Origin of the sequence: Bradyrhizobium forestalis, from assembly GCF_002795245.1 — a bacterium.
In the GTDB taxonomy this organism is placed as follows: domain Bacteria; phylum Pseudomonadota; class Alphaproteobacteria; order Rhizobiales; family Xanthobacteraceae; genus Bradyrhizobium; species Bradyrhizobium forestalis.
On the sequence record NZ_PGVG01000011.1, the window covers coordinates 1 to 24,315 of the forward strand.

The 24,315-nt window shown below is 65.2% G+C and carries 22 protein-coding genes; 9 read left to right on the forward strand and 13 right to left on the reverse strand.

Annotation, left to right across the window (positions count from 1 at the left end):
• Nucleotides 1-310 precede the first annotated feature (310 nt).
• Entirely contained in the window at nucleotides 311-1,513 is a 1,203-nt protein-coding gene (locus CVM73_RS15155) for a pyridoxal-phosphate-dependent aminotransferase family protein (RefSeq protein WP_100232768.1), read from the reverse strand.
• A 133-nt stretch (nucleotides 1,514-1,646) separates the two neighbouring features.
• Between CVM73_RS15155 and CVM73_RS15160 the strand changes: the two genes are divergently transcribed.
• The 3 genes from CVM73_RS15160 (at nucleotide 1,647) to CVM73_RS15170 (ending at nucleotide 5,884) form a co-directional block, all read left to right on the forward strand.
• Entirely contained in the window at nucleotides 1,647-2,384 is a 738-nt protein-coding gene (locus CVM73_RS15160) for a GntR family transcriptional regulator (protein WP_100232769.1), read from the forward strand.
• 103 nt (nucleotides 2,385-2,487) lie between these two features.
• Nucleotides 2,488-5,463 (forward strand): FAD-binding and (Fe-S)-binding domain-containing protein, encoded by a 2,976-nt coding sequence (locus CVM73_RS15165; protein ID WP_100232770.1) that lies wholly within the window; start codon nucleotides 2,488-2,490, stop codon nucleotides 5,461-5,463.
• Nucleotides 5,456-5,884 (forward strand): GlcG/HbpS family heme-binding protein, encoded by a 429-nt coding sequence (locus CVM73_RS15170; protein WP_100232771.1) that lies wholly within the window; start codon nucleotides 5,456-5,458, stop codon nucleotides 5,882-5,884. The genes CVM73_RS15165 and CVM73_RS15170 overlap by 8 nt, the downstream gene beginning before the upstream one ends.
• A gap of 188 nt (nucleotides 5,885-6,072) precedes the next feature.
• On the opposite strand, the gene CVM73_RS15175 is transcribed toward CVM73_RS15170, so the two are convergent.
• Nucleotides 6,073-6,855, reverse strand: coding sequence for an enoyl-CoA hydratase/isomerase family protein (locus tag CVM73_RS15175; protein WP_100232946.1), 783 nt, complete (start codon nucleotides 6,853-6,855; stop codon nucleotides 6,073-6,075).
• 131 nt (nucleotides 6,856-6,986) lie between these two features.
• Complete coding sequence (locus tag CVM73_RS15180) at nucleotides 6,987-9,074, reverse strand: molybdopterin oxidoreductase family protein (protein WP_100232772.1); 2,088 nt, start codon at nucleotides 9,072-9,074, stop codon at nucleotides 6,987-6,989.
• A gap of 233 nt (nucleotides 9,075-9,307) precedes the next feature.
• On the opposite strand from CVM73_RS15180, the gene CVM73_RS15185 reads away from it, so the two are divergent.
• From CVM73_RS15185 to CVM73_RS15200, 4 genes are read left to right on the forward strand one after another with little or no spacing between them, the layout of a single operon-like run.
• Nucleotides 9,308-10,282 carry a tripartite tricarboxylate transporter substrate binding protein gene (locus CVM73_RS15185; RefSeq protein WP_167406847.1) on the forward strand — a complete coding sequence of 325 codons (975 nt, stop codon included), beginning with the start codon at nucleotides 9,308-9,310 and terminating at the stop codon, nucleotides 10,280-10,282.
• Nucleotides 10,283-10,295: 13 nt separating this feature from the next.
• Nucleotides 10,296-10,766 (forward strand): (2Fe-2S)-binding protein, encoded by a 471-nt coding sequence (locus CVM73_RS15190; protein ID WP_100232773.1) that lies wholly within the window; start codon nucleotides 10,296-10,298, stop codon nucleotides 10,764-10,766.
• Nucleotides 10,763-12,886, forward strand: a complete 2,124-nt coding sequence (locus tag CVM73_RS15195) for a xanthine dehydrogenase family protein molybdopterin-binding subunit (RefSeq protein ID WP_100232774.1) — start codon at nucleotides 10,763-10,765, stop codon at nucleotides 12,884-12,886. The genes CVM73_RS15190 and CVM73_RS15195 overlap by 4 nt, the downstream gene beginning before the upstream one ends.
• Complete coding sequence (locus tag CVM73_RS15200) at nucleotides 12,883-13,581, forward strand: molybdate ABC transporter substrate-binding protein (protein WP_100232775.1); 699 nt, start codon at nucleotides 12,883-12,885, stop codon at nucleotides 13,579-13,581. The genes CVM73_RS15195 and CVM73_RS15200 overlap by 4 nt, the downstream gene beginning before the upstream one ends.
• Before the next feature lie 221 nt (nucleotides 13,582-13,802).
• Here CVM73_RS15200 and CVM73_RS15205 read toward each other — a convergent pair whose 3' ends face one another.
• The 4 genes from CVM73_RS15205 to CVM73_RS15220 form a co-directional block, all read right to left on the reverse strand.
• Nucleotides 13,803-14,609 (reverse strand): SDR family NAD(P)-dependent oxidoreductase, encoded by an 807-nt coding sequence (locus tag CVM73_RS15205; RefSeq protein WP_100232776.1) that lies wholly within the window; start codon nucleotides 14,607-14,609, stop codon nucleotides 13,803-13,805.
• A 22-nt stretch (nucleotides 14,610-14,631) separates the two neighbouring features.
• Nucleotides 14,632-15,924: a TRAP transporter large permease gene (locus tag CVM73_RS15210; RefSeq protein WP_100232777.1), complete on the reverse strand. Its 1,293-nt coding sequence runs from the start codon at nucleotides 15,922-15,924 to the stop codon at nucleotides 14,632-14,634.
• Nucleotides 15,915-16,466 carry a TRAP transporter small permease gene (locus tag CVM73_RS15215; RefSeq protein ID WP_100232778.1) on the reverse strand — a complete coding sequence of 184 codons (552 nt, stop codon included), beginning with the start codon at nucleotides 16,464-16,466 and terminating at the stop codon, nucleotides 15,915-15,917. The genes CVM73_RS15210 and CVM73_RS15215 overlap by 10 nt, the downstream gene beginning before the upstream one ends.
• A 65-nt stretch (nucleotides 16,467-16,531) precedes the next feature.
• Complete coding sequence (locus CVM73_RS15220) at nucleotides 16,532-17,503, reverse strand: TRAP transporter substrate-binding protein (protein ID WP_100232779.1); 972 nt, start codon at nucleotides 17,501-17,503, stop codon at nucleotides 16,532-16,534.
• 292 nt (nucleotides 17,504-17,795) lie between these two features.
• On the opposite strand from CVM73_RS15220, the gene CVM73_RS15225 reads away from it, so the two are divergent.
• Nucleotides 17,796-18,572, forward strand: coding sequence for a cyclase family protein (locus CVM73_RS15225; RefSeq protein WP_100232780.1), 777 nt, complete (start codon nucleotides 17,796-17,798; stop codon nucleotides 18,570-18,572).
• 218 nt (nucleotides 18,573-18,790) lie between these two features.
• On the opposite strand, the gene CVM73_RS15230 is transcribed toward CVM73_RS15225, so the two are convergent.
• The 3 genes from CVM73_RS15230 to CVM73_RS15235 form a co-directional block, all read right to left on the reverse strand.
• Nucleotides 18,791-19,519, reverse strand: a complete 729-nt coding sequence (locus CVM73_RS15230) for a Crp/Fnr family transcriptional regulator (protein ID WP_100232781.1) — start codon at nucleotides 19,517-19,519, stop codon at nucleotides 18,791-18,793.
• A gap of 274 nt (nucleotides 19,520-19,793) precedes the next feature.
• Nucleotides 19,794-19,922, reverse strand: coding sequence for a hypothetical protein (locus CVM73_RS41470; RefSeq protein WP_283809919.1), 129 nt, complete (start codon nucleotides 19,920-19,922; stop codon nucleotides 19,794-19,796).
• Nucleotides 19,923-20,014: 92 nt separating this feature from the next.
• Nucleotides 20,015-20,728 (reverse strand): helix-turn-helix domain-containing protein, encoded by a 714-nt coding sequence (locus CVM73_RS15235; protein ID WP_100232948.1) that lies wholly within the window; start codon nucleotides 20,726-20,728, stop codon nucleotides 20,015-20,017.
• A 155-nt stretch (nucleotides 20,729-20,883) separates the two neighbouring features.
• Between CVM73_RS15235 and CVM73_RS15240 the strand changes: the two genes are divergently transcribed.
• Nucleotides 20,884-21,201: a c-type cytochrome gene (locus CVM73_RS15240; protein WP_100232782.1), complete on the forward strand. Its 318-nt coding sequence runs from the start codon at nucleotides 20,884-20,886 to the stop codon at nucleotides 21,199-21,201.
• A 6-nt stretch (nucleotides 21,202-21,207) separates the two neighbouring features.
• Here the strand turns inward: CVM73_RS15240 and CVM73_RS15245 are convergent, their stop codons facing one another.
• From CVM73_RS15245 to CVM73_RS15255, 3 genes are read right to left on the reverse strand one after another with little or no spacing between them, the layout of a single operon-like run.
• Complete coding sequence (locus tag CVM73_RS15245; protein ID WP_100232783.1) at nucleotides 21,208-22,311, reverse strand: ABC-type transport auxiliary lipoprotein family protein; 1,104 nt, start codon at nucleotides 22,309-22,311, stop codon at nucleotides 21,208-21,210.
• A 3-nt stretch (nucleotides 22,312-22,314) separates the two neighbouring features.
• Entirely contained in the window at nucleotides 22,315-23,082 is a 768-nt protein-coding gene (locus CVM73_RS15250; protein WP_167406848.1) for an ABC transporter ATP-binding protein, read from the reverse strand.
• 2 nt (nucleotides 23,083-23,084) lie between these two features.
• Entirely contained in the window at nucleotides 23,085-24,221 is a 1,137-nt protein-coding gene (locus CVM73_RS15255) for an ABC transporter permease (protein WP_100232785.1), read from the reverse strand.
• Between the last annotated feature and the right edge of the window lie 94 nt (nucleotides 24,222-24,315).

The following is a 24,315-nucleotide window of genomic DNA, read 5'->3' on the forward strand; positions in this document are numbered from 1 at the left end:
CGCCCCCCCCCAACCCCCCGTGCCCCCACCTGCCGTTGTCCCATCCCGACCCCCCCACTACCCTGGCACTCAGGGAACCGCGGATTCCTTTTTGGGCAAACCTCGCGCTTGCGGGGGAGGGTTGGGGTGGGTGTCCCCGCGACGGGTTTGTCGAGAAAACCGGAGGTTGTCCCTGCGTGGCAAGAACCCTCACCCGCCGCGCTCTGCGAGCGCGTCGGCCTCTCCCGCAAGCGGGAGAGGCGAAGCAAGCCCGTGGACAATCCCCGTGAAATCGATATGCGATCGCCCTCCCCTCCCATCGCGACCACCCTTACGTGCCGGCGATCTTCAGATGCGGCGAGGCATTGCCCTGCGGGCGCTGCTCCAGCAGCTTCATCGCGACGTCGACGCCGCCGGAGCGGTGCGGCACGCCGGCGACCGACAGGCCCATCTCGACGCCGGTGAGCGCGCCGAGCAGCGTCAGCGCGTTGCATTCGCCGAGGTGACCGATGCGGAAGACTCTTCCGGCGACCTTCGACAGGCCCGAGCCGAGCGACATGTTGTAATTGTCGAGCACCACTTTCCGGAACTGATCGGCATCATGCCCCGGCGGCATCAGCACCGCGGTGAGCACCGGCGAGAACTCTGAGGGTTCCCGGCAGAGCACTTCGAGGCCCCAGTGATTGACGGCGGCTCGCGTCGCGGCCGCCAAGCGCTGATGCCGCGCAAAAACATTGTCGAGCCCCTCTTCGAGCAGCATCGCGATCGACTCGCGCAAGCCGTAGAGCAGATTGGTCGCGGGCGTATAGGGGAAGAAGCCTTTTGCGTTGGGCTTGAGCATCTCTTCCCAGTCGAAATAGGAGCGCGGCATCTTGTTGGTCTTGGACGCTGCCAGCGCCTTCTCCGAGATCGCGTTGAAGCCGAGGCCGGGCGGCAGCATGAAACCCTTCTGCGAGCAGCTGACGCTGACATCGACTTTCCACTCGTCGTGGCGGTAGTCGACCGAGCCGAGCGAGGAGATGGTGTCGACCATCAAGAGCGCCGGATGCGACGCGCGGTCGATCGCGGCGCGGATCTCCGCGATGCGGCTGGTCGCGCCGGTCGAGGTCTCGTTGTGCACGACCATGACGGCCTTGATCGCGTGAGCCTTGTCCTCAGTGAGCTTTGCCTCGATCACCGCGGGATCGGCGCCGCGGCGCCAGTCGCCGGGGACGAAATCGACCTCGATGCCGAAGCGGCCCGCCATCTGCCGCCACATGGTGGCGAAGTGGCCGGTCTCGACCATCAGCACCTTGTCGCCCGGCGACAGCGTGTTGACGATCGCAGCTTCCCAGGCGCCGGTCCCCGACGAGGGAAAGATCACCACCGGCCCCTTGGTCTGGAAGATCTTCTGGCTGCCTTCGAGGACGGTCCGACCGAGCTCGCCGAATTCGGCGCTGCGGTGATCAATGACAGGCATGTCCATCGCGCGCAGGACGCGCTCGGGGACCGGGCTTGGGCCCGGAATCTGAAGGAAATGGCGTCCCTGATGCATGAAAACCTCCCTGTCGGCGGGTTACGGCCGGCACTATCAGTTATTTTGCATTCATTTTTTGTCCTTTCAATCGAAATCTGGTATTCGATTGTGGACGTCGACGCGACCAAACGGGCAAACTACTGTACTCCAAATGAAATCCACGATTCCCGACACCGGGGTCCCGATCACCCCGCCAACCGGCAACGGCGGCGACCGCCAGGAGGCCTCGCTCCATGGCGAGACCCTGCTGCGGCTGCGCGACTACGTGGTCGAGGGCAACATTCCCGAGGGCGGCCGCGTTCCCGAGCGGCAGCTCTGCGAGATGCTCGGCATCTCCCGCACGCCCTTGCGCGAGGCATTAAAGGTGCTCGCTGCCGAGGGACTGATCGAACTTCTACCGAACCGCGGCGCGCGGGTGCGTCAGCTCAGCCAACGCGACCTCGAAGAGCTGTTCGACGTCATGGCTGGCCTCGAGAGCCTCGCCGGACGCCTCGCCTGCGAGGCCATTACGGACGCGGAGATCACCGCGATCGAGCAGCTGCATTACGAGATGTATGGCCATTATCTGCATCGCGACATGCACGGCTATTTCCAGGCCAACCAGCGCATCCATGAGAGCATCGTCGCGGCCGCGCGCAACGAGACGCTGAAGACGGCCTACGCCAACTTTGCCGGCCGCATTCGCCGCGTCCGCTACTCCGCCAATTTCGCCCGCAAGCGGCAGCGCTGGGCGGAAGCGATGCGCGAGCATGAGGCCGTCCTCGATGCCCTGCGCCGCCGCGCCGCAAGCGAGCTCAGCGACATCCTGTTCCAGCACCTGCGCAACAAGCGGACGGCCGCGATCGAGCACCTGACCGAGCCCCGAGAGGACGCGCCGGCCTCGCCTTGAGGGTGTCCGGCTTGCTCATTTTGCATTCACAATACAATCGGTCAGGAACCATAATGAATAACTCAGCAAGGCTGAGCCTCGCTGGGGCAGTCCGGGATCAGGGATGACAAACGCCTCCTCGCTCGAACGGCGCCTGCGGTCGGAATTGGCCGGCGACGTCCTGTTCGACGGCTTCAGCCGCGGCCGTTACGCCACCGACGCCTCGTTCTACCAGATCGTGCCATCAGGCGTGGTGGTGCCGAAGACCATGGACGAGGCCTTGCTGTCGCTGGCGATTGCCCGCGACGAGGGGGTGAAGGTCACCCCGCGCGGCGGCGGCACCTCGCAATGCGGCCAGACCGTCAATGACGGCCTCGTTATCGATCTCTCCAAGCACCTGAACCGGATCCTCGCGCTCGACGCCGAGGGCCGCACCTGCGTGGTCGAGCCTGGCATCGTGCTCGACGACCTCAACCGGCAGCTGAAAAAGCACGGCCTGTGGTTTCCGGTCGACGTCTCCACGGCCTCGCGCGCCACCATCGGCGGCATGGCCGGCAACAATTCCTGCGGCGGCCGCAGCCTGCGCTACGGCACCATGCGCGACAACACGCTGTCGATGGAGGCATCGCTCGCCGACGGCACGCTGAGCCGATTCGGCGAGGTCTCGCGCGATCTCTCCGACGTCGAGGCGCCCGACAGCACCCGCGCCTTGTTCCGCGACATGCTCGATCTCGGCACCCGCGAGGCCGACGAGATCGCGGCGCGCTTCCCAAAGGTGCAACGCCGCGTCGGCGGCTACAATCTCGACGCGCTGGTGCCGCGCAACGCGCCGAACAACATGGCGCATCTTCTGGTCGGCTCCGAAGGCACCCTCGCCTTCACCACCAAGGTCGAGCTGAAGCTCTGGCCCGTGATCCGCAACAAGGCGCTTGGCGTCTGCCATTTCGGCAGCTTCTACGAGGCGATGGACGCGGCCCAGCACCTCGTCAAGCTCAAGCCGATCGCGGTCGAGCTGGTCGACCGCACCATGATCGCGCTCGGCCGCGACATCGCGATGTTCGCACCCGTGATCTCCGCGGCGATCAAGGGCGATCCGGATGCCGTGCTGGTGGTCGAATTCGCCGAAGAAGATCAGGCCGACAATCTGGTGCGTCTCAGGCAGCTCACAGAGATGATGGGCGATCTCGGCTTCGGCTGGAACAACGACACGCGCAAATGGGGCGGCGTGGTCGAGATCACCGAGCCGGCGCTGCAGAGCGGCATCGCCGATTTCCGCGCCGCCGGCCTCAACGTCATGATGTCGATGAAGCAGGAGGGCAAGCCGGTCTCTTTCGTCGAGGACTGCGCCGTGCCGCTGCCGCATCTCGCCGACTACACCGCGCGGCTGAACGAAGTGTTCGCAAAACACGGCACCAGCGGCACGATGTATGCGCATGCCTCGGAGGGCTGCCTGCATGTGCGCCCGGTGCTGAATTTGAAGCTGGAGAAGGACGTCAAGGCGATGCGCGCCATCGCCGAAGAGGCTTTCGCGCTGGTGCGCGAGTACAAGGGCTCGCATTCCGGCGAGCATGGCGACGGCCTAGTACGCTCCGAATTCCACGCAACCATGTTCGGCGAGCGCATCGTTGCCGACTTCAGGGAGGTGAAGCAGCGCTTCGATCCCGGCGGCGTCCTCAATCCCGGCAAGATCGTCGATGCGCCGAAAATGGACGACCGTTCGCTGTTTCGCTTCAAGCCGGACTATCGCGTCGCTGAGCTGAAAACAAAACTCGACTGGTCGGCTTATCCTGGCGCCGGCGGCGGTTTTCAGGGCGCGGTCGAGATGTGCAACAACAACGGCGCCTGCCGCAAGCTCGAAGGCGGCGTGATGTGCCCGTCCTACCGCGCGACGCGCAACGAGAAGGATGTCACGCGAGGGCGCGCGAACACGCTGCGGCTGGCGATCTCCGGCCAGCTCGGCCCCGATGCGCTCGCCTCCGACGAGATGATGGAAACGCTCAAACTCTGCGTCTCCTGCAAGGCCTGCCGCCACGAATGCCCGACCGGTGTCGACATGGCCAAGATGAAGATCGAGGTGCTCGCCGCGCGCGCCGCCAGCCACGGCTTGACGTTGCGTGATCGGCTGGTCGGCTATCTTCCACGCTATGCCGGCCTTGCGTCGCGCTTCGCGCCGCTGGCGAATTTGCGCAACCGCAGCCCGCTGTTGCGAAAGCTGTTCGAGCACGTTGCCGGCATCAGCGCGCGCCGGGCGCTCCCCGCCTTCCGCAGCGACGTGTTCGTGCCGCCGGCCGGCAGCGTCGGACCGGAGGGCGGCCGTGAGGTCGTGCTGTTCGCTGACACCTTCAATCGAATCTATGAACGCGAAAACCTCGACGCTGCGCTCCGCGTGCTCGCGGCCGGCGGCTATCGCGTGCATCTGCCGAAGCCTGCACGCGGCGGCCGCCCGCTGTGCTGCGGCCGCACGTTCCTATCCGCAGGTCTCGTCGACGAAGCCAAAGCCGAGCTCGACCGGCTGGTCTCAGCCTTCGCGCCATACGCCGCGCACGGCGTGCCGATCGTCGGACTCGAGCCGAGCTGCCTCTTGACGCTGCGCGATGCGCTCGCTTCGCTGCGCAAGGATAGCGACGCCAGGGCCGTCGGCGCTCATGCGCTGACCTTCGAGGAATTTTTGGTGCGCGAGGCCGAGGCCGGAAGATTGCAGCTGCCGCTCGGCATCGTCGCCGACAAGGCCGTGGTGCACGGCCATTGCCACCAAAAATCCTTCGGCGCCTTCAAGCCGGTCGAGCAGGTGCTGCGCCTCGTCCCGGGCCTGAAGGTCGAGACCATCGAATCGAGCTGTTGCGGCATGGCCGGCGCCTTCGGCTATGGCGCGGACACGTATGATGCGTCGATCGAGATGGCCGAGCTGTCGCTGCTGCCGGCCGTGCGGCGCGCGGATCCAAATACGCTGGTCATCGCCGACGGCACCTCCTGCCGCCACCAGATCCACGACGGCACGAAGCGCGAGGCGCTTCACGTCGCGCGCGTACTGGCGATGAGCCTCGATCGCGCCGAGATCCATTCCACTTCTCCAGCTGCAAAGGAACCCAGCCATGGCTGACCTCACCCTCGACACCGCCCGCAAGATCCTCGACGCCGCCATCGCGAAGGCCGGCGAGCTCAAGCTGAAGCCGCTGGTCGTCACCGTCCTCGATGCCCGCGGCGTGCTTAAGCTCGCGGCCGCGCAGGACGGCACCAGCCTGATGCGCGCCGAGATCGCGCACGGCAAGGCCTATGGCGCGCTCGCCATGGGCATGGGGTCGCGCGCCCTGTTCCAGCGCGCGCAGGAGCAGGCCTATTTCATCGACGCCGTGAACACGATCGCAAAAGGCGCGCTGGTGCCGGTCCCCGGCGGCGTGCTGATCATGGACGGCACGACACTGCTCGGCGCCGTCGGCGTCTCCGGCGACACCTCCGACAATGACGAAGCCTGCGCGGTCGCGGGTATCCAGGCCGCGGGGTTGAAGGCGAACGCGGGGTGAAATGCTACTGCGAGCTTGGGGACGCGCGTGCTTCCCATCCGCAGGGTGTCATCGCCCGCGAAGGCGGGCGATCCAGTACTCCGAGACGACTGTGATAGGACCGAGACGCTGCGGAGTACTGGATTCCCCGCCTTCGCGGGGCATGACAGTCATTGTGCGGGCGCTCCACGTCTCCCGCGGCAATGTCCTCACCTCCCCGTCCAGACCGGCTTGCGCTTCTCGCTGAACGCTTTCAGCCCTTCCTTGGCGTCCTCGGTCATCGCGAGCAGCGCGATCTGGCTTTCGGTGTAGGCGATGCTCTCGTCGAACGACATCGCGGCGATGGCGCGCATGGCGTATTTGCCGCGGCGGATCGCGGTCGGCGATTTGTCGACGATGCGGCCGATCAGCCAGTCGACCTTGGCGTCGAGTTCGGCGGTGGGCACGACGTAGTTCAGAAGGCCCGCGGCCTGTGCGGCCTTGGCGTCGAACGGCTCGCCGGTGAGTGCCCATTCGTTGACGAGGCGCGGCGGGGCAATCCTCTGCAGCAGGCTCAGCACCTGCATCGGGAACACACCGACCTTCACCTCGGGTAGGCCGAAGACGACGTGATCGGCCGCGACCGCCATGTCGGTCATGCAGAGCAGGCCCATGCCGCCGGCCATGCAGACGCCGCCAACCCGCGCAATCGCCGGCTTGGTGGCGTTCTGCGACAGGCGCAGCAGATCGGCATAGTCGACATTCGGCTTGGAATGGTCCATCGCGAACGCCGCGCCGGAATTCTGCAGGTCCGCGCCTGCACAGAACGCCTTGTCGCCCGCGCCCGTTAGCACGATGACGCGGACGTCCTTGTCGTCATGCGCGTCGCGATAACCTTTGCTGATGCCGGCGATCACGTCGCCGTTCAGCGCGTTGCGTTTCTCCGGACGGTTGATGGTGATCCAGAGCGCCTGTCCGCGCTTTTCAGTGATGACGGCTGTGGTGTCGGTCATGGCACGCTCGCTTCCGTGGCTTTCGTTTGCCGCCATTTGCGGCAGCTCGGGCGAATGGTGCAAGCGCAAACTGCGGCGTGGCCGCGCTTTAGCGCCTCGACGCAAATCGCGCGGCGATCGCCGTTGCGCGCTCAGGCGGCCGCTTTCCTGATCCAGACCTTATTGTCGTGGAATGCAGCGCCGCCGATCGGCGCGATGGTGTCCGCACCCGTCAGCATGTTGATGCCGCGGCCGCCGATGTGGCCCTTGTTCGGGTGAACGGATTCGGCGATCAGCACGCCGCGCCGCACGCCCTCGAACAGCGTCGCGACCAGCGTGGTCTCGCCGCGGCTGTTGCCGAGCGTAACTGCATCGCCATCGGCGATGCCGTGCGCGGCCGCATCGAGCGGATGGATCATCACGCTGGCCCGGCCCTCGCGCGCCTGCGAGGACGGCGTCTCGTTGAAGGTGGTGTTGAGGAAGCTGCGCGAGGGACTGGTGGCGAGCCGGAACGGATGGGCTTGGTCGGCGTGCTCGGTCACCGCCCAATGGTCCGGCAGATCAGGCATCTTGTCGACATCGCCCATCGTCACGCCGAACGGCGGATGCGCCCAGTCGGCCTTGAAGTGGAATTTCCCGTCGGCATGGGCAAAGCCGTCGAGATAATGCGAGGTGCGGAAATCCGGCTGCAGGTCGCGCCAGATATCGGCTTCGAGGCCGGCGATGTCGCCGTGGTTGCTGAGCTTCAGCGTCGCGTCGATCAGTTCACGCGGCGTGAGCTCGAAACCCGGATGCCTGGCGCCGAGCCGCGGCGCCAGCGCCTGCAGCACCTCGTGGTTGGAGCGGCATTCGCCGGGCGGGTCGATCAGCTTCGGCCCGACCGAGATGTGCTGGTGCCCGCCGCCGTAATAGAGATCGTCATGTTCCATGAACATGGTCGCCGGCAGCACGATGTCGGCCATCTCAGCGGTCTCTGTCATGAACTGCTCGTGCACCGCGACGAACAGATCCTCGCGCGCAAAGCCCTGCCGGACCAGCGCCTGCTCCGGCGCCACCGTCATCGGGTTGGTGTTCTGGATCAGCATCGCCTTGACCGGCCCCTTGCCCTGCAGAGCTTCGGCATCGCCGGTGAGGATGCGTCCGATCTGCGACTGGTCGAGCGCGCGCGTCGACTTGTCGATGGCGTCGTGGCCCTCGATGATGGATTCGTTGAAGTGCCACAGCGCGTAGTTGTTGAAGAAGGCGCCGCCGCCTTCATATTGCCAGGCGCCCGTCACCGCGGGAATGCAATTTGCCGCGTGCATCTGCGTGGCACCATTGCGGCTGCGCGTAAAGCCGTAGCCAAAGCGGAAGAAAGTCCGCTTGGTCTCGCCGACGGCCTTGGCGAACGCCTCGATCTCCGCCACCGGCACGCCTGAGATGGCCGACGCCCATTCCGGTGTGCGCGACTTCAGATGCGCCTCGAGCTCGGCGGGGCAATCGGTGTACTTGTCCATGTAGGCGCGGTCGACATAGCCGTCGCGGAACAGGACATGCATGACGCCGCAGGCAAACGCGCCGTCGGTGCCGGGGCGCAGGATGATCTTGATGTCAGCCTGCTTCATGGTCTCGTTGTCGTAAATATCGACCGCCGCGATCTTCGCGCCGCGCTCCTTCCGCGCGCGCGAGGCGTGCGTCATCACGTTGACCTGGGTGTTGACGGGATTGGTGCCCCAGATCACGACGAGGTCGGACAACGCCATCTCGCGCGGGTCGACTCCGGCGATCTTGCCGGTGCCGATCGCAAAGCCGATGCGCGCGACATTGGCGCAGATGGTCTGATAGAACCGCGAATATTTCTTCACATGGGTGAGGCGGTTGAGGCCGTCGCGCATCACGAGGCCCATGGTGCCGGCGTAGTAATAGGGCCAGATCGATTCCGCGCCGAACTCGCGCTCGGCCTGGTTGAAGCGATCGGCGATCTCGTCCAGCGCCTCGTCCCAGGAGATGCGCGCGAATTGCCCAGAGCCCTTCGCGCCCGTTCGGCGCATCGGATACATCAGCCGTTCGGGGTGATGGATGCGCTCGGCGTAGCGGGCGACCTTGGCGCAGACGACGCCGGCCGTGTAGGTCTGCTTTTTCGAGCCGCGGACGCGGCCGATGCTGCGGCCCTCGACGACCTCGACGTCGAGGGCGCAGGCCGAGGGGCAATCATGTGGACAGGTCGAATGGCGGATTTCGATCTTGGCGTGCGGGTTCATGGCCCAGTTCGTAACACCAAAATACCAGTCAGCCGAGGGCATTTATCCGGCAAGGCCCATGCGATTTGCTCAAAGCGCACGCGCCGCAGGTTCCTGCTGCGACCGCGAAATGCGGACCGCCACACCGAAAGCCACCCGGTATTCCCGGCCCAATCGCTGTTGTGAGGCGTCGACAGTCCGCATTCCCTGCCGCTACAGTGGCGGCCAACAAAAACGACATCAGGGAGGTGGGCATGGCAGCCCGAAGCTTCATGCTGGCGCTGGCCGCCGGCCTGCTCGCGGCATTCTCCGCAGCCTCCTCGTTCGCACAGGATTATCCCAACCGCGCGGTCCGGATCGTCGTGCCCTTCGGCGCCGGTGGACCGGCGGACGTTGCGGCCCGGCTGATCGGCAACGTGCTCCAGGAGAGCTTTGGCCAGTCCTTCGTGATCGAGAACCGCACCGGCGCCGGCGGCGTCATCGGCACCGTGGAAGCTGCGAAGTCGCCGGCCGACGGCTACACGCTGCTGATGATGTCCAACACCCAGACCGCGAATGAATCGCTGCTGACGCCGGACAAGCGCAAATACGAGCTGATGCGCGACCTCGCGCCGATTGCGCCAGTGAACTCTTCCGATCTCGTCATCGTGGTGAACCCGCAAGTTCCGGTGAAGACGCTGCCCGAGTTCATCGCACTTGCCAGATCACAGCCGGGCAAGCTGAACTACGCCTCCTCCGGCCAGGGCACGCCCTACCACATGGCCGGCGAGTTGTTCAAAGCCATGGCCGGCGTCAACATCGTCCACGTGCCCTATCGCAACAGCGGCGAAGCTCGCAGCGGCGTGATCGGCGGACAGGTGCAGATGATGATCGACGCGGTACCGGCGATGGCGCCGAACATCGCCGAAAACCAGGTTCGACCGCTCGCGACCACTGGCAAGCAGCGCTCCGCGGTGCTGCCGAACGTGCCGACCGCGATCGAAGCTGGCGTTCCCGGCTATGAGGCGACGATCTGGCTCGGCCTGATGGCGCCCGCAGGCACACCCAAGCCAGTCATCGACAAGCTCAATGCGGCCGTCAACGCAATGGTGAAGCGGCCCGATATCGTCAAGCTCTGGACGGAACAGGGGGCCGTACCCATGTCGATGACACCGCAGGAATTCGAAAAATTCCTGCGCGGCGACATCGAGAAATGGGCCGACGTCGTCAAGAAGTTCGACAAGTCCTGAGGCCGCACTGCTCATGCCCTCCCTTCAATTCCGCCTCAACGGCGCAGCGATCGCCGTCGACGCTGATCCGGACCAGATGCTGCTCGATGTGCTGCGCGGCCGGCTCGGCATCACCGGTCCTCATTTCGGCTGTGGGGCCGGTGAGTGCGGCGCGTGTTACGTCATGGTCGATGGCCACGCGATGGCTTCATGCGACATGCCGATGTGGTCGGTCGCGGGCAAGGACGTCGTCACGCTGGAAGGCCTCGGGACAGTGGAACAGCCGCACCCGCTGCAACGCGCGTTCATCTCCGAACAGGCGATGCAATGCGGCTATTGCGTCTCGGGAATTTTGATCAGCGCGGCGGCGCTGCTGAAGCGCAATAAGTCGCCGACGGAGGCCGAGGTCAAAGCGGCGCTCGATCGCAATCTGTGCCGCTGCGGATCGCATAATCGCATGGTCCGCGCGGTGCTGCGCGCGGCCTCGGAGATGGCCGCGTCATGACCTCCCCTGCCCCGAAGCTGCCGGTCAGCCTGGTGGCCAATCCAAGACTGTCGTCCTGGGTGAGGTTCACCGATGCAGGCCGTGTGGCGATCTCGCCCGGCAAGGTCGAGATCGGCCAGGGCATCGTCACCGCGCTGGCTCAGATCGCAGCGGACGAGCTCGACGTCGATATCGTCAGGATCGAGATGATCCGCGCCTCGACGGCGATGAGCCCGAACGAAGGCGTCACCTCGGGCAGCCTGTCGATCCAGCAATCCGGCCGCGCGTTGCGCCACGCCTGTGCCGAGGTGCGCCAGCGTTTCCTCGCTGCTGCATCGGAGCGCCTCGGCGTCGATGCAGCGCTGCTCGATGTCGATGACGGCACGATCTCGGGTCCCGGCAATGTCAGGACCAGCTATTGGGAGCTGGCTGGCGAGGTCTCGCTGGACCACGATGCCATTGCCGGGGCGACAGCGAAGAGCGCTGCGAAGCGCGCCCTCGCCGGACATTCGGTCCAGCGGGTCGACATTCCCGACAAGGTGTTCGCGCGGCCGCGCTTCATCCATGATTGCGCATTGCCCGGCCTACTGCATGGACGCGTGCTGCGGCCGGAGGTCTCGGGCGCCAAATTGATGGCGCTCGATCAGGAGGCTGCGCGCAGCGTTCCCGGCCTCGTCGCAATCGTCCGCGACGGCGGCTTCGCCGGCGTCGTTGCCGACGGCGAGGCCGCGGCGGAAGCCGCGCTGAAGGTCTTGCGCAAGGGCGCGATATGGTCGGCCGGCGAAGCGTTGCCCGATGAAGATGATCTGGCAGGCTTCCTAAGGAGCCAGCCAGTCGAGACCACCGTCATCGACACTCGAACGGCGGCGACACAGAACGCCGTCCAAACCCTGCGCCGGCAATACACCCGCCCTTATATCGCCCACGGCTCGATCGCGCCGTCCTGCGCCATGGCGCGATGGGACGGTGATCATGTCCACGTCTGGACGCACAGCCAGGGCGTCTATCTGCTGCGCGCCGATCTCGCGATCGTGCTCAAGCTGCCAGCCGAGAACATCGTCGTCGAGCACATGGAGGGCGCCGGCTGCTACGGGCACAACGCGGCCGATGACGTCGCCCTCGATGCGGTGCTGCTTGCGAAGGCTACCAGCGGCCGTCGGGTGCGGGTGCAATGGTCGCGCCACGACGAGATGTCCCATGCGCCGTTCGGCGCGGCGATGGCCATCGAGATCGAGGCTGATCTCGATGCGGACAACGAGATTGTCGGCTGGCGCCATACGATCTGGAGCAACGGCCACGCGGCACGGCCCGGCCGAGCGGCGCAGCCCGCGCTGCTTGCGGCGAGCGAGATTGCAAATCCCTACCCCCGCATGATCTCGACCAATCCACCGGCTGCGAATGGCGGCGGCGGCGATCGCAACTCCGTGCCGCTCTATGATTTTCCAGCCTGGACGATCACGAGCCACCGGCTGCTGACCATGCCGGTGCGCACCTCGGCGCTGCGGACACTGGGCGGGCAAGGCAATGTGTTCGCGATCGAGTCCTTGCTCGATGAGATCGCTGCGTTGCGCGGCGAGGACCCCATCGCATTCCGCCTGCGCCATTTGCGTGACGAGCGGGCGCGCGATGTCATCAGCGCCGCCGCGCAACGTGCGCAATGGAAGCCGCAAAAGCAGGCCGGCATCGGCTACGGCGTCGGCTTTGCCCGCTACAAGAACACGGGCGCCTATTGCGCTGCCATCGCCGAGATCGAGGGCGCTGACGACATCCGCGTCAAGCGGCTGACGCTGGCGGTCGATGTCGGCGAAGCCATCAATCCGGACGGCGTCATCAACCAGATCGAGGGCGGTGCGATCCAGGCAACGAGCTGGGTGTTGAAGGAGCGCGTCCGGTTCGACCGCACCCGCATCACCTCGACCTCGTGGACCGACTATCCGATCCTGAGATTCAGCGAGGTGCCGGCGGTGGATGTCGAGATCATCCAGCGGCCGGAGATCGAACCGGTCGGCGCCGGTGAGGCCGCGCACGGCCCGGTGACGGCAGCGATCGCCAATGCGGTCTACGATTGTCTCGGCGTGCGCGTGCGCGACCTGCCGATCACGCGCGACCGGATCATTGCAGCCGCGGAGCTTCCCTCGTGACGACATTGACCATCTTGAGCGGCGGCGCAGCGCAAGGCCTGGTGCGCGGCCTCACCGAGGACTTCAAGGCGCAGACCGGCTTCGGCATCGACGGCGAATTCGGCGCCGTCGGCATCATGGCCGACAGGCTGCGCGCGGGAGCGCCGGCGGATCTCGTGATCCTGACCCAGGCGCTTCTTGCCAAGCTCGCGGAGGAGAAGCTCGTCCTCCCTTCCTCGATCGCCGATGTCGGCCGGGTCGAGACCGCGCTGGCGGTCCGTAGCCGCGATCCCAAGGTGACGGTGAAGACCGAAGCCGATCTGCGTGAGGTCCTGCGCAGCGCCGACGCGATCTACGTCCCCGACACCAAGGCTTCGACGGCGGGACAGCACGTCGCAAGAGTGCTGGACCAGCTCGGCATTGCCTATGAAGTCGCCTCACGCCTCAAGATTTTTCCGAACGGGGCAACCGCGATGCGGGAGCTCGCGGCGTCCACCGCGCAAGGACCGATCGGCTGCACGCAGGCGACCGAGATCATCGCGACCGACGGCATCGCGCTATCGGGGGCGCTCCCACCGGGATGCGAGCTCGTGACGATGTACACGGCCGGCGTGACCGCGCGGGCCGCGCATCCAAAGGAGGCTGCAGCGCTGATCGCGCTGCTGACCGGCGCAGACCAGAAGGATCTGCGCCAGCGCGCGGGCTTTACCGGCTAAAACGGCATGAGATGAGGCTCGATAGCTGCGATTGCGAAGGTGGGCTCCCTCTCCCGCTTGCGGGAGAGGGTTGGGGAGAGGGTATCTCCTCAACGGGACACTTCCTTCGTGGAAAGAGCCCTCACCCGGCGCTTCGCGCCGACCTCTCCCGCAAGCGGGAGAGGTGAACGAGCCCGCGCCAATCGATTCAACCGAAAGCCATTCCGCTCCAGACGCCCGCCCTATTTGTGCAGCTGGGTGAGGCCGGTAGGCGGGCCGTCGACGGCGGTCCAGCCGCCGTCGACGAACAGCGTGCTGCCGCTGACATAGCTCGCGGCATCCGAGGCGAGATAGGCGACGGCAGTGGCGACTTCGTCGGCGCTGCTCCAGCGGTTGAACACGGTGTGGCCGGCGTAGAGATTGTAGATGTCGGGTCGCTGCTTGAACGGGCCGGTCAGCGCGGTCTCGGCGATGCTCGGCGCGATCGCGTTGACGCGCACGCCGGCATGGCCGACCTCGGAGGCAAAGCCCTTCACCAGGAGACCGATCGCCGCCTTGGTCGAGCCGTAGACGCCAAGGCCCGGCTCGATGGTCACCGCGCGCACCGAGGAGCAGGCGATGATGCTGCCACCCTTCTGCGCGACCATGATGCGGCCGAAGGCCTGGAAGAACCAGACCGTGCCCTTGACGTTGAGGTTGAGGACGCGGTCGAGATCCTCCTCGGTGTAGTCGAGGATGGTCTTGCGGATGTTGAGCCCCGGCGTCGTCACGGCGATGTCGAGCCGCGGGAATTTCTGCATCACGGTCTTGGCCAGCGCGTTGACGTCGGCCGCGCTTGCGGCGTCGCAAGCCGCTGCCTCCGCCCAGCCGCCCTTGTCGCGAATGCCGGCGGCGGTCGCGTCCGCCGCATCAAACGCGCGATCGGCGCAGACGACGCGGGCGCCGAGATCCGCAAGCGCCTCGGCCGACGACTTGCCGATGCCGGATGCGGCGCCGAGAACGACTGCGGTCTTGCCGGTGAGATCGAAGAGCTTGCGATAGTCCGTCACTGATAGTGTCTCCCTGATGCTGCTAGCCCTTGTAGCCCATCAGCAGGCGAGGCAGCCACAGCGAGAATGCAGGGACGTAGGTCACGAACATCAGTGCTGCGATCAAGGCGGCATAGAACGGCAGGATGGTGCGCATCACCGCGCCGACCGAGATGCCGCCGATGGCGCAACCCACGAATTGCGTCGTTCCGACCGGCGGCGTGTTGAGCCCGAGGGCGCAGTTGATCAGCATCAGCATGCCGAACTGCACCGGGTCCATGCCTGCCTTCATCGCGATCGGCAGGAAGATCGGGGTGCAGATCAGGATGGTCGCCGCCATGTCCATGAAGGTGCCGAGCACGAACAGGATGATGTTGATGAGCAGAAAGATCATCCAGGGCTGCGTCGACACCTTGCTCATCATCGCGCCGGCGAGATCCGCCACCTCGTACAGTCCCATCAGGTACTGGAACATGGTGGAGACGCCGATCAGCAGCAGCACCACGCCCGTCGTCTTCACCGCCTTGGCAGCGGCCCGCAGGAAGTTGCCCCAGGTCATGGTGCGGTAGATGAAGAAGGTCAGCAGGATCGTGTAGGTGACCGCGACGGCCGCAGATTCAGTTGCGGTGAAGACTCCGGACAGGATGCCGGCCAGGATGATGCCGACGATCAGAAGGCCCGGCAGCGCGGCCGCCAGCGAGCGGAACACCTCGGCCCAGCCCGGGAACTTGCCGGCCGGATAGCCGCGCTTCACCGCGACCGCGTAGGCGGCGACCAGCATGCACACCATCAGCACCAGCGCCGGCAGGAGGCCGGCGGCGATCAGCGCGCCGATCGAGACCTTGCCGCCGGCGGCCAGCGCATAGATGATCATGTTATGGCTGGTCGGCATCAAGGCGCCGACCAGCGAGGCATGGGTGGTGACGTTGACGGCGTAGTCGGTGTCGAATCCCTCTTTCTTCATCATCGGGATCATCACCGCGCCCATCGCCGACACGTCGGCCACCGGGGATCCGGAGACGCCGCCGAACAGCGTGCAGGCGACCACGTTCGACATGCCGAGCCCGCCGCGGATGTGTCCGACGAGGTTCTTGGCGAGTTGCACGATCTTGTCGGCGACGCCGCCGTGCAGCATCAGCTCACCGCTGAAGACGAAGAACGGAATGGCGAGGAAGGAGAAGATGTTCATCCCCGACATCATCTGCTGGAAGATGACGGCGACCGGCAGGCCTTCGTAGAGGATGGTGCAGATCGCCGACAGGCCGATCGCGAAGGCGACCGGGACGCCGAGGATCAGAAAGCCGAAGAAGGTGGCGCCGAGGATGATCAGTTCCATGAGGGGACGACCTCTTCGCCGCGCAGGAGAGCAATGATGTGCTCGATGGAGAATGAGACGATCAGGATGCCGGAGGCGATCAGCGGAACGTAGCGGATGACCTCGGGCAGGCCGAGGTTGGGGATTTTCACAGTGCCGACCGACGCGCCGAGGATCCAGCCGTTATAGGCCATCGCAATGCCGAACACGGCCACCAGAACGTGGATCAGGAGCTCGATCTTCTCCCGCACGTGATCGGGAAGCATGACCAGCAGACTGTCCATGCCGATGTGTCCGGCATCGCGCACGCCGACGGCGGCGCCGATCAGCGTGACATAGAGGATGAGGACCAGCGCCAGGTTCTCCGTCCAGGTCGGGCTGGAGTTGAGCACGTAACGTCCGAACACCTGGTAGAAAACGATGGCGACGATGACGAGCAGGCCGGTCACCGACAGATACATGCCAAGGCGAGCGACGGGGGCATTGATCCGCGACAGCAAGCCGGTGGACGGGCGTGTCGCTACGGCCCCCTGCTCGTGGCTTGCGACGTGTGGGTCTGTCATCCCGCGCCTCCCTACGGGGTCCGATGCCGTCTCGCGGCGGCGCCGGACCCGGTCCCCGACGTGTCTTACTTCGTGTCCTGGATGCGCTTGACGAGGCTCTGCAGCTTCTCGTCGCCGGCGAACTTCTGATAGACCGGCTTCATCGCGTCGACGAATTCAGCCTTGTTGGCTATCGTGACGACCTGAACGCCGGCGGCCTCGACGGTCTTGCGGGCGGCCTGCTCACGCTCGTCCCAGAGCTTGCGCATGACGGGCACCGATTCCTTGGCCGCCTTGCGGATCATGGCCTGTTCGTCCTTGCTCAGGTTGTCCCAGACCTTCTTCGACATCACGAGAACTTCGGGAGCGAGAGAGTGCTCGGTGATGTTGTAAAACTTGGCGGCCTCGAAGTGACGCGAGGATTCGTAGGACGGCCAGTTGTTCTCGGCAGCGTCCACGAGGCCGGTCTTGAGCGCGGTATAGACCTCGCCATACGGCATCGGTGTCGGGTTGGCCCCTAAGCTCTGGATCATGCCGACCCACAGGTCGGACTGCTGGACGCGGATCTTCAGGCCTTTGAGGTCGGCGAGCGACTTGACCGGTGCCTTGACGGTGTAGATCGAGCGCGCGCCGCTGTCGTAATAGGCCAGGCCGACCAGGCCTGCGGGCTCCATGGCTGCCAGGATCTCATCACCGATCGGCCCGTCGAGGACGGTGCGCATGTGCTGCGTATCCCGGAAGACGAAGGGCAGGCACAACGCGATGGTCTCAGGCACGAAATTGTTCAGCGGCGATGCGTTGATCCGCATCATGTCGAGCGCGCCGATCTTGAGCTGCTCGATCGTGTCCTTTTCCGAGCCCAGGGCGCCGTTCGGAAACACTTTTACGCCGAGCTTGCCGCCGCTCGCCGCAGCGAGCTGCTTGCCCATGAACTTGACCGCCTCGACGGTCGGATAGTCGGCGGGGTGAACGTCGGCTGAGCGGAAATCGCGTGCGGTCGCCAGGGGCGCTGAGACCGCCAGTGCAACGGCTGCGATGATACCGGTGAGCATCTTCATCTGGGCTTTCCTCCTGGTCGATTGGATTGATTATATCGTTGTCGGGCGGCTGCAGGCCGCCTTGGGTCGCTCCACTTCAGGTGCGAAGTCAAGCGCCAATGTCGTCCCTAGGGCGGGCGGCATTCTCTGTCCAAGCCAAATCCGGCATTGATCGATGCAAGAGTTGCATCGATCGATGTGGCGCCGTTCATGGAGAGGGCGGGCCGGGCTGACGTCGCCGGCACGTGACTTGACGCTTCCGATGGCAGCCCCTCAAGATGCCGGAAACTCCGGACTGCTCGAGGGAATGCCCATGCCGCGGAAGCTGGTCGATATCTCGGTCCCGCTCAGAAACGACGTGACCGCCGATCCGCCCGGCAATCACCCGACGATCCAGTATATCGATCACCAGCAGGGCCTGCCGCGCATGCTGCAGTTCTTCGACGGGCTCAAGGCGGAAGACCTTCCGGACGGACAGGGCTGGGCCGTCGAGCAGGTCTCCCTATCCACCCACAACGGCACCCATCTCGATGCGCCCTGGCACTTCCATCCGACCATGAACCGCGGCGAGCGGTCATGGACCATCGACGAGGTGCCGCTTGAATGGTGCTTTCAGCCCGGCGTGAAGCTCGACTTTCGGCATCTGCCCGACGGCTATGTGGCGAGTGCCGAGGATGTCGAGAAGGAGCTGAAGCGTATCGGACACAGTCTGTCGCCGCTGGAGATCGTCGTCGTCAACACCAGCGCCGGCGCAAAATTCGGCACGGCCGACTACGTCAATTCCGGCTGCGGCATGGGCTATGAGGCCACCATGTACCTGCTCGAACGCGGCGTGCGGCTGACCGGCACCGACGGCTGGAGCTGGGATGCGCCGTTCGTCTACACCGCCAAGAAATATGCCGAAACAAGAAACGCCGGCCTGATCTGGGAGGGCCATAAGGCGGGACGGCACATCGGCTATTGCCATCTCGAGAAGCTGCACAATCTCGACCAGCTGCCTGCGACCGGATTCACGATCTCGTGCTTCCCGGTGAAGATCGAGCGCGCCTCCGCTGGCTGGACCCGCGCGGTCGCCATCATCGATAGCTAGAGCTGATGAGATCAGTTCGATCGCTACAACGGAAGTGCACTCCCTCTCCCGCTTGCGGGAGAGGGCTGGGGAGAGGGTGTTTCCGCAATGGGACATCCCCTAGAGGAGAAAGCCCTCACCCGCGCCTTTCGGCGCGACCTCTCCCGCAAGCGGGAGAGGTTGCACCGAGCCCGCGGCAATCGATTCACCCAACGCCATTCCGTTTTAGGCAGACGCCGTCACTCCCCGCCGAGGCCGCTCTCGGCGAGCTCGCGCAGCGCGTCGATATCCAGCACGACGATGGCGCCGTGCTCGAGGCGGACCCAGTTGCGGCCGGCCCAGGCGCGCAATTGCTTGTTGATGCTCTCGCGCGTCATCCCGACCATCTCGCTGATCTCCTGCTGCGTGATGGCGAGCGTGCCGCTGCCGGAATCGAGCTTGCGCTCCTCGGTGAGACCGAGCAGCGCACTCGCAAGCCGGCCCGGCAGATTCTGCAGGATCACCTGCTCGACCTGCTGACTGGTCCAGCGCAGACGCGCGCAGAGCAGCTCGATGAATTTCATCGCCAGCGCCGGCTGGCTCTTCACGAAGGGCAGGAAGTCCCGGCGATCGATGACGTAGAGCTCGCAATTGGTGTTGGCGGTCGCGTCCGCCGACCTGGGAGCGCCGTCGAGCACCGCGATCTCGCCAAAGATTTCCCCGGGACCGATCAGATTGAGAATGGCGTTTCGTCCATCCGGCGACGAAGAGGAAATCTTCACTGTCCCCGAAATCACGGCGAACAGATTATTGCCGGGATCGCCCTTGGCGGCGATCGTCGCGCCGCGCTTGACGGTGGTGTGCTTGGCGTAGCGGCAGAGCTGATCGAGCGCCTCCGGCTCCAGATCCGCGAAGATCGGGTGCTTGCGCAGGACCGATAGTTTGTTGCCCGCCGACTGTCGGGGGTCGCCGGTCTTGTCCTGAGGCACGCCGCGGGGCTCCTAAGACTACGAGGCAGTAGGTTCCTGCGTAGTCAACGTTACCAGGCTTTTCAACCGGAAAGCACGCACGCGATTTGAGGTAAATGCCACGAAAAAGGCCGGTAATGTCGGAAGTTCGCATCCGAGGGATGCGCCGATGCGTCTCGATCGATGCAGAGTTGCAGGCAATGCAAGCCGAGATTGCGTTCAGGCGCTGCCGAGGGCCAGTGCCCGCGAGCGTCGGTTTCGGCGCGCCGGACGTGCACTAAGACCTGAGGGAGCTTCAGCGCTTGGAGTCCGGATCGAGCCGGCCCGCGCCCGTTTGCCGATCCGCCCAAGCCAAAACTGCGGCGAATGCGACGAAGATCGCAACGACGACAATGGTCACCAGCAACGCATCAGCGGGCATCATGCTCCTCCCGGATTGTTTGCGGCATTATTTTGCGACGCATGGCCGGCGTCATTGATCGGGATCAAATTGCCGAGGGCGTTGTGGACAGGATGTCAGGCTGCGGCCATGGCCTCGACGCGAGCCGGATCGAGCAGGCTGATGCCGCCCTGGATGATCTCGATCACCCCCTGACGCTCCAGCTTGGTGAAGGTGCGGCTGACGGTTTCGATGGTCAGTCCGAGATAGTCGGCGATGTCCTGGCGGCTCATCGGAAGCGGTACCATGTCGGATAGGGCCTTGAGCGCGACCAGCCGCTCACGCCAGCCGAGCAGAAAGGTCGCAACCTTCTCGTCGGCCGAGCGTCGGCCGAGCAGGACCATATGGTTGCGAGCCTGGCTCAGCTCGCGAATAGCCAGCTCATTGATCCGCCTGAGCAGCTGCGGCCGGTCTTCGATGAAACGGCTGAAGGGCGCCTTTGCGAATTGGCACACGGTCACCGCGCCGATTGCATCGGCCGAAAAGTTGTGGCGGCCGGACAGATTCATCCCCAGGAAGTCACCGGGCAAGGCAAAGCCGACGATCTGCCGCCGGCCGTCGGGCAGCAGCTTGTACAGCCGCATGACGCCTTCGAGCACGTTGTAGAACGAGGTCGTGATATCCTCCTCGGAGAACACGGTCTCGCCCGAGCCAAAATGGACGCGGCGTCCGAGATGCTCGAATTCCCTGAGCTCGGCTGCATCCAGCGACGAACAGACCGCAGCCCCGCGTACGGCACAATCGTCGCAAAAATGTCCGTTTGGCTCAATCGTGACCAGGGAAGCCTTCATCCACCGCTCCTCGCGCCGGCTGCCCCCCGACACCAAGCCGAGTCCACCGCGCGGCTGCATTTTACTGCACCGCGCCACAGCCGATTGACTCAGATCAAATTTGAGCGGCATCCGCGTCTTATTCTGTCTCCACAGTTCGATGGGGTCCCTTTTCCATGCTGCAAAGCGCACTGCGTCACGGCCTGATTGGGCTGCTTCTGATCACGCCTGCGCTGGCGGCCCCGACGGCGGAACAACGCGGTAAGGCTTTTGCCCGGGCCAATTGCGCACGCTGTCACGCGATCGACCGCGTCTCCAAAAGTCCCCTCGAGATCGCGCCTCCGCTGCGCACTCTGCATCGGCGCTATCCGGTCGAAAGCCTTGGCGAGGCGCTGGCGGAGGGAATCTACACCGGCCATGACGACATGCCGGCCTTCGAGCTCAGCCCGGACCAGATCCACGACCTGCTGTCCTACCTGAAGACGCTGGAATAATCGGCCTCACACCGCCTGCACGGTCCACCCGACCAGCTCCTTCGCGATGCGGGCGAAGGCCGCATCGAAGGCGGCGACTGAAGCGGCCGGTTCGACCTTGTCGAGCTTCTCGCTGGTCTCGATGAGGCGCGAGGCGATCACCTTGCCGTTCTTGTCGACGATCCGCACCGACAGTCCGATCTCGGCCCGAATCTCTCCTTCCGTCGCGATCCGAAAGCGCCGGATGTCGATCAGGAGCTGGTAATCCGCCTGGCCGAGATCGCTCGTGCGCAGCGGCGCGTGGGCGATGTCGTAGTTCTCGAAGCTGTCGATCAGGCGTGCCTGCACCAATTTCGGAATGCTGTCAGCCCAGAGGAAATCGGCAAAGCCCGGTCTGTCTCCGCTGGGCGCGAACAGCATGCGCTGGGTCTGCAGCATTGCGACCGCCGTCGGCTCGGGAATCGCCAGCGACGCGGACAGCGTCTTGCCGGCCGACCCGAGATTCTGCGGTGTGCGCAGGTCGTAGGTGATCTTCTGCGCGGGCGCGCCGCCGCCGGTCATCTTCTCGAGGCCCGCCAGAATGCCGTCGAGCTTGCCGGTGTTGCGCGCGAGCCCATCGGAGAAGGTCTTGAAATTCGCAATGGTGTCCTTCAGCGGGCCGGAATTGTCCTGAAGCACCGTGTCGACCCGCCGCAGCGCATCGCGCGCCGCCTGCGTCATGCTCTGGCCGGCGCCGGCCTCCGCGATCAAGGTCGGGAGCTCGCCGGATTTGGCGACGATCACGCCGCCCTCCAACGTCACCACCGGCACGCCGGTCAGGCCCTGGAATTCGAGGCCGACCTTGGTGTCGGCACGGACCGGCGTCGCCGTGGCAACCGAGATCGTCGCATTGACGAAGCGCGGGTTGTCCGACGCGAGTCCGAGCTGGGTCACCTCTCCGACGCGAATGCCGTTGAACAGCACGCCGGCGCCGACCAGGAGGCCGGGCACCGGCCCCTGGAATTGCACGTGGTAGTTCGTACGCGGCCCGATGCCGCCGGTGTTGTTCAGCCAATAGACGAAGCCGAACACCGCGACGATCGCGGCCAGCACGAAACTGCCGATCAGCACGTAGGGAGCGCGGGTTTCCATCTCTCATCTCATCTCGTGTTGCAGCATCTGCGAGCGCTTGCCGTGGAAATAGGCGCGCACCCAGGGATGCTCGGATTGCAGCAATTCGCGCATCGGGCCGATGGCCACGATCTTGCCGTCGGCGAGCGCGGCGACGCGGTCGCAGACCGTGGTCAGGCTGGCAAGGTCATGGGTCACCATGAACACGGTGAGCTCCAGGGTCTTTTGCAGCGTCTTGATCAGCGCATCGAAATCGCCGGCGGCGATCGGATCGAGGCCCGAGGTCGGCTCGTCCAGGAACAGGATCGGCGGATCGAGCGCGAGCGCGCGCGCCAGCGCCACGCGCTTGGTCATGCCGCCGGACAGCTCCGCCGGATATTTGTCGGCGTCCCCGGCGCGCAGGCCCACCATTTCGAGCTTGGCGATCGCGATCTCGTCCATCAGCTCCTGCGACAGGACGAGATTTTCGCGCAGCGGAAACTGGACGTTCTGACGGACCGTCAGCGAGGAGAACAGCGCGCCCTGCTGGAACAGGATGCCCCATGCCGTGGCTGCGCCTCGGCCGTGACCATTGGAAGCCTGGCCCATGACCTCAATGGTCCCGCTCCGGCGCGGGATGAGGCCGATGATGGTCCGCATCAAGACCGACTTGCCGCCGCCGGATGCCCCCACCAGCCCGAGGATCTCGCCCCGGCGAACGTCGAGCGACAGATGGTCGAGCACGGTCTGACGACCGAAGCCGACCACGAGGTCACGGACGCGAATTGCGAACTCGTCTAACGGTTCCTCCATCGTCACATTCCGATCGAGGCAAAGAAGACAGCGAACAGGCCGTCGAGCACGATCACCAGGAAAATCGACTTCACGACCGACGTCGTGGTCTGCCGCCCGAGCGACTCCGCGCTGCCCTTGACGCGCAATCCCTCGCTGCAGGCCACGATCCCAATCACCAGCGCCATGAACGGCGCCTTCAGGATGCCCACCTCGAAATGGGTGACGGTAATGGCCTCATGCAGCCGCGCGATGTAGATCGCCGGCCCCATGTCGCCGTAGAACTGGGCCACGAGGCCGCCGCCATAGAGCGCGGCAATCGATCCGATGAAGGTGAGGATCGGCAGCGCGATGACCAGGGCCGCAACGCGCGGCAGGATCAGGACGTCGACGGGATCGAGTCCCATGGTCGAGAGCGCGTCGATCTCCTCGCGCATCTTCATCGAGCCGAGTTCGGCGGTGTAGGCGCTTCCCGACCGTCCCGCGACCATGATGGCGACGATCAGCACGCCAAGCTCACGCAGCACCAGGATGCCGACCATGTCGACCGTATACGACTCCGCGCCGAATCTGCGGAAGTGGAAAAACCCCTGCTGCGCGATGATGGCGCCGATCAGGAAGGTGATCAGCGTGACGATGGGGATGGCCTGCCACCCGATGCGGTAGAGCTGATACACCAGCGAGGTCAGCCGCAGCGAACGCGGCCGGCGCAGCACCCCGATCACGGCCATGAACAATGCGCCGAGCATCTGCAGGAAGATCGAGATGTCTTCCCGCGCCCCGACCGTCGACTTGCCGAGATCGCCCAGCCTCGCCAGAACCGGATTGAGGGCAGCCGTCGGGCCCGGCGTGTGGCGGTTGACCTGGCGCACCTCATCCATCAGCCCGCTGAAATGGTCGGCGACGCCGACGAATTCGGCCGATCTGCCTGACGATGCGGCCCTGCGCGACAGCTTTTCCAGGACCCAGGCGCCGAGCGTGTCCAGCGCACTGATGCCCGACATGTCCAGGGTCACGGCGCGCGAGCGATCGACGTCGGCCCCGACCGACCGGGACAGAGTCTCGAGCGTCACCACGTTCGCGGCGGTCCAGGGCCCTTCAGGGCGCAATTTCAGCACGTCGCCGGACGGCGTCGCGCGTAGCAGCGGTTCGTGGTTCACGCTTCCACCTCATCGGGACGATCGGTCCCCATTCAGCAGGCATTTCTAGGCCAGCATGTGGCGGCCGGTTTGACCTGTCTCAAGGCCCCGAACA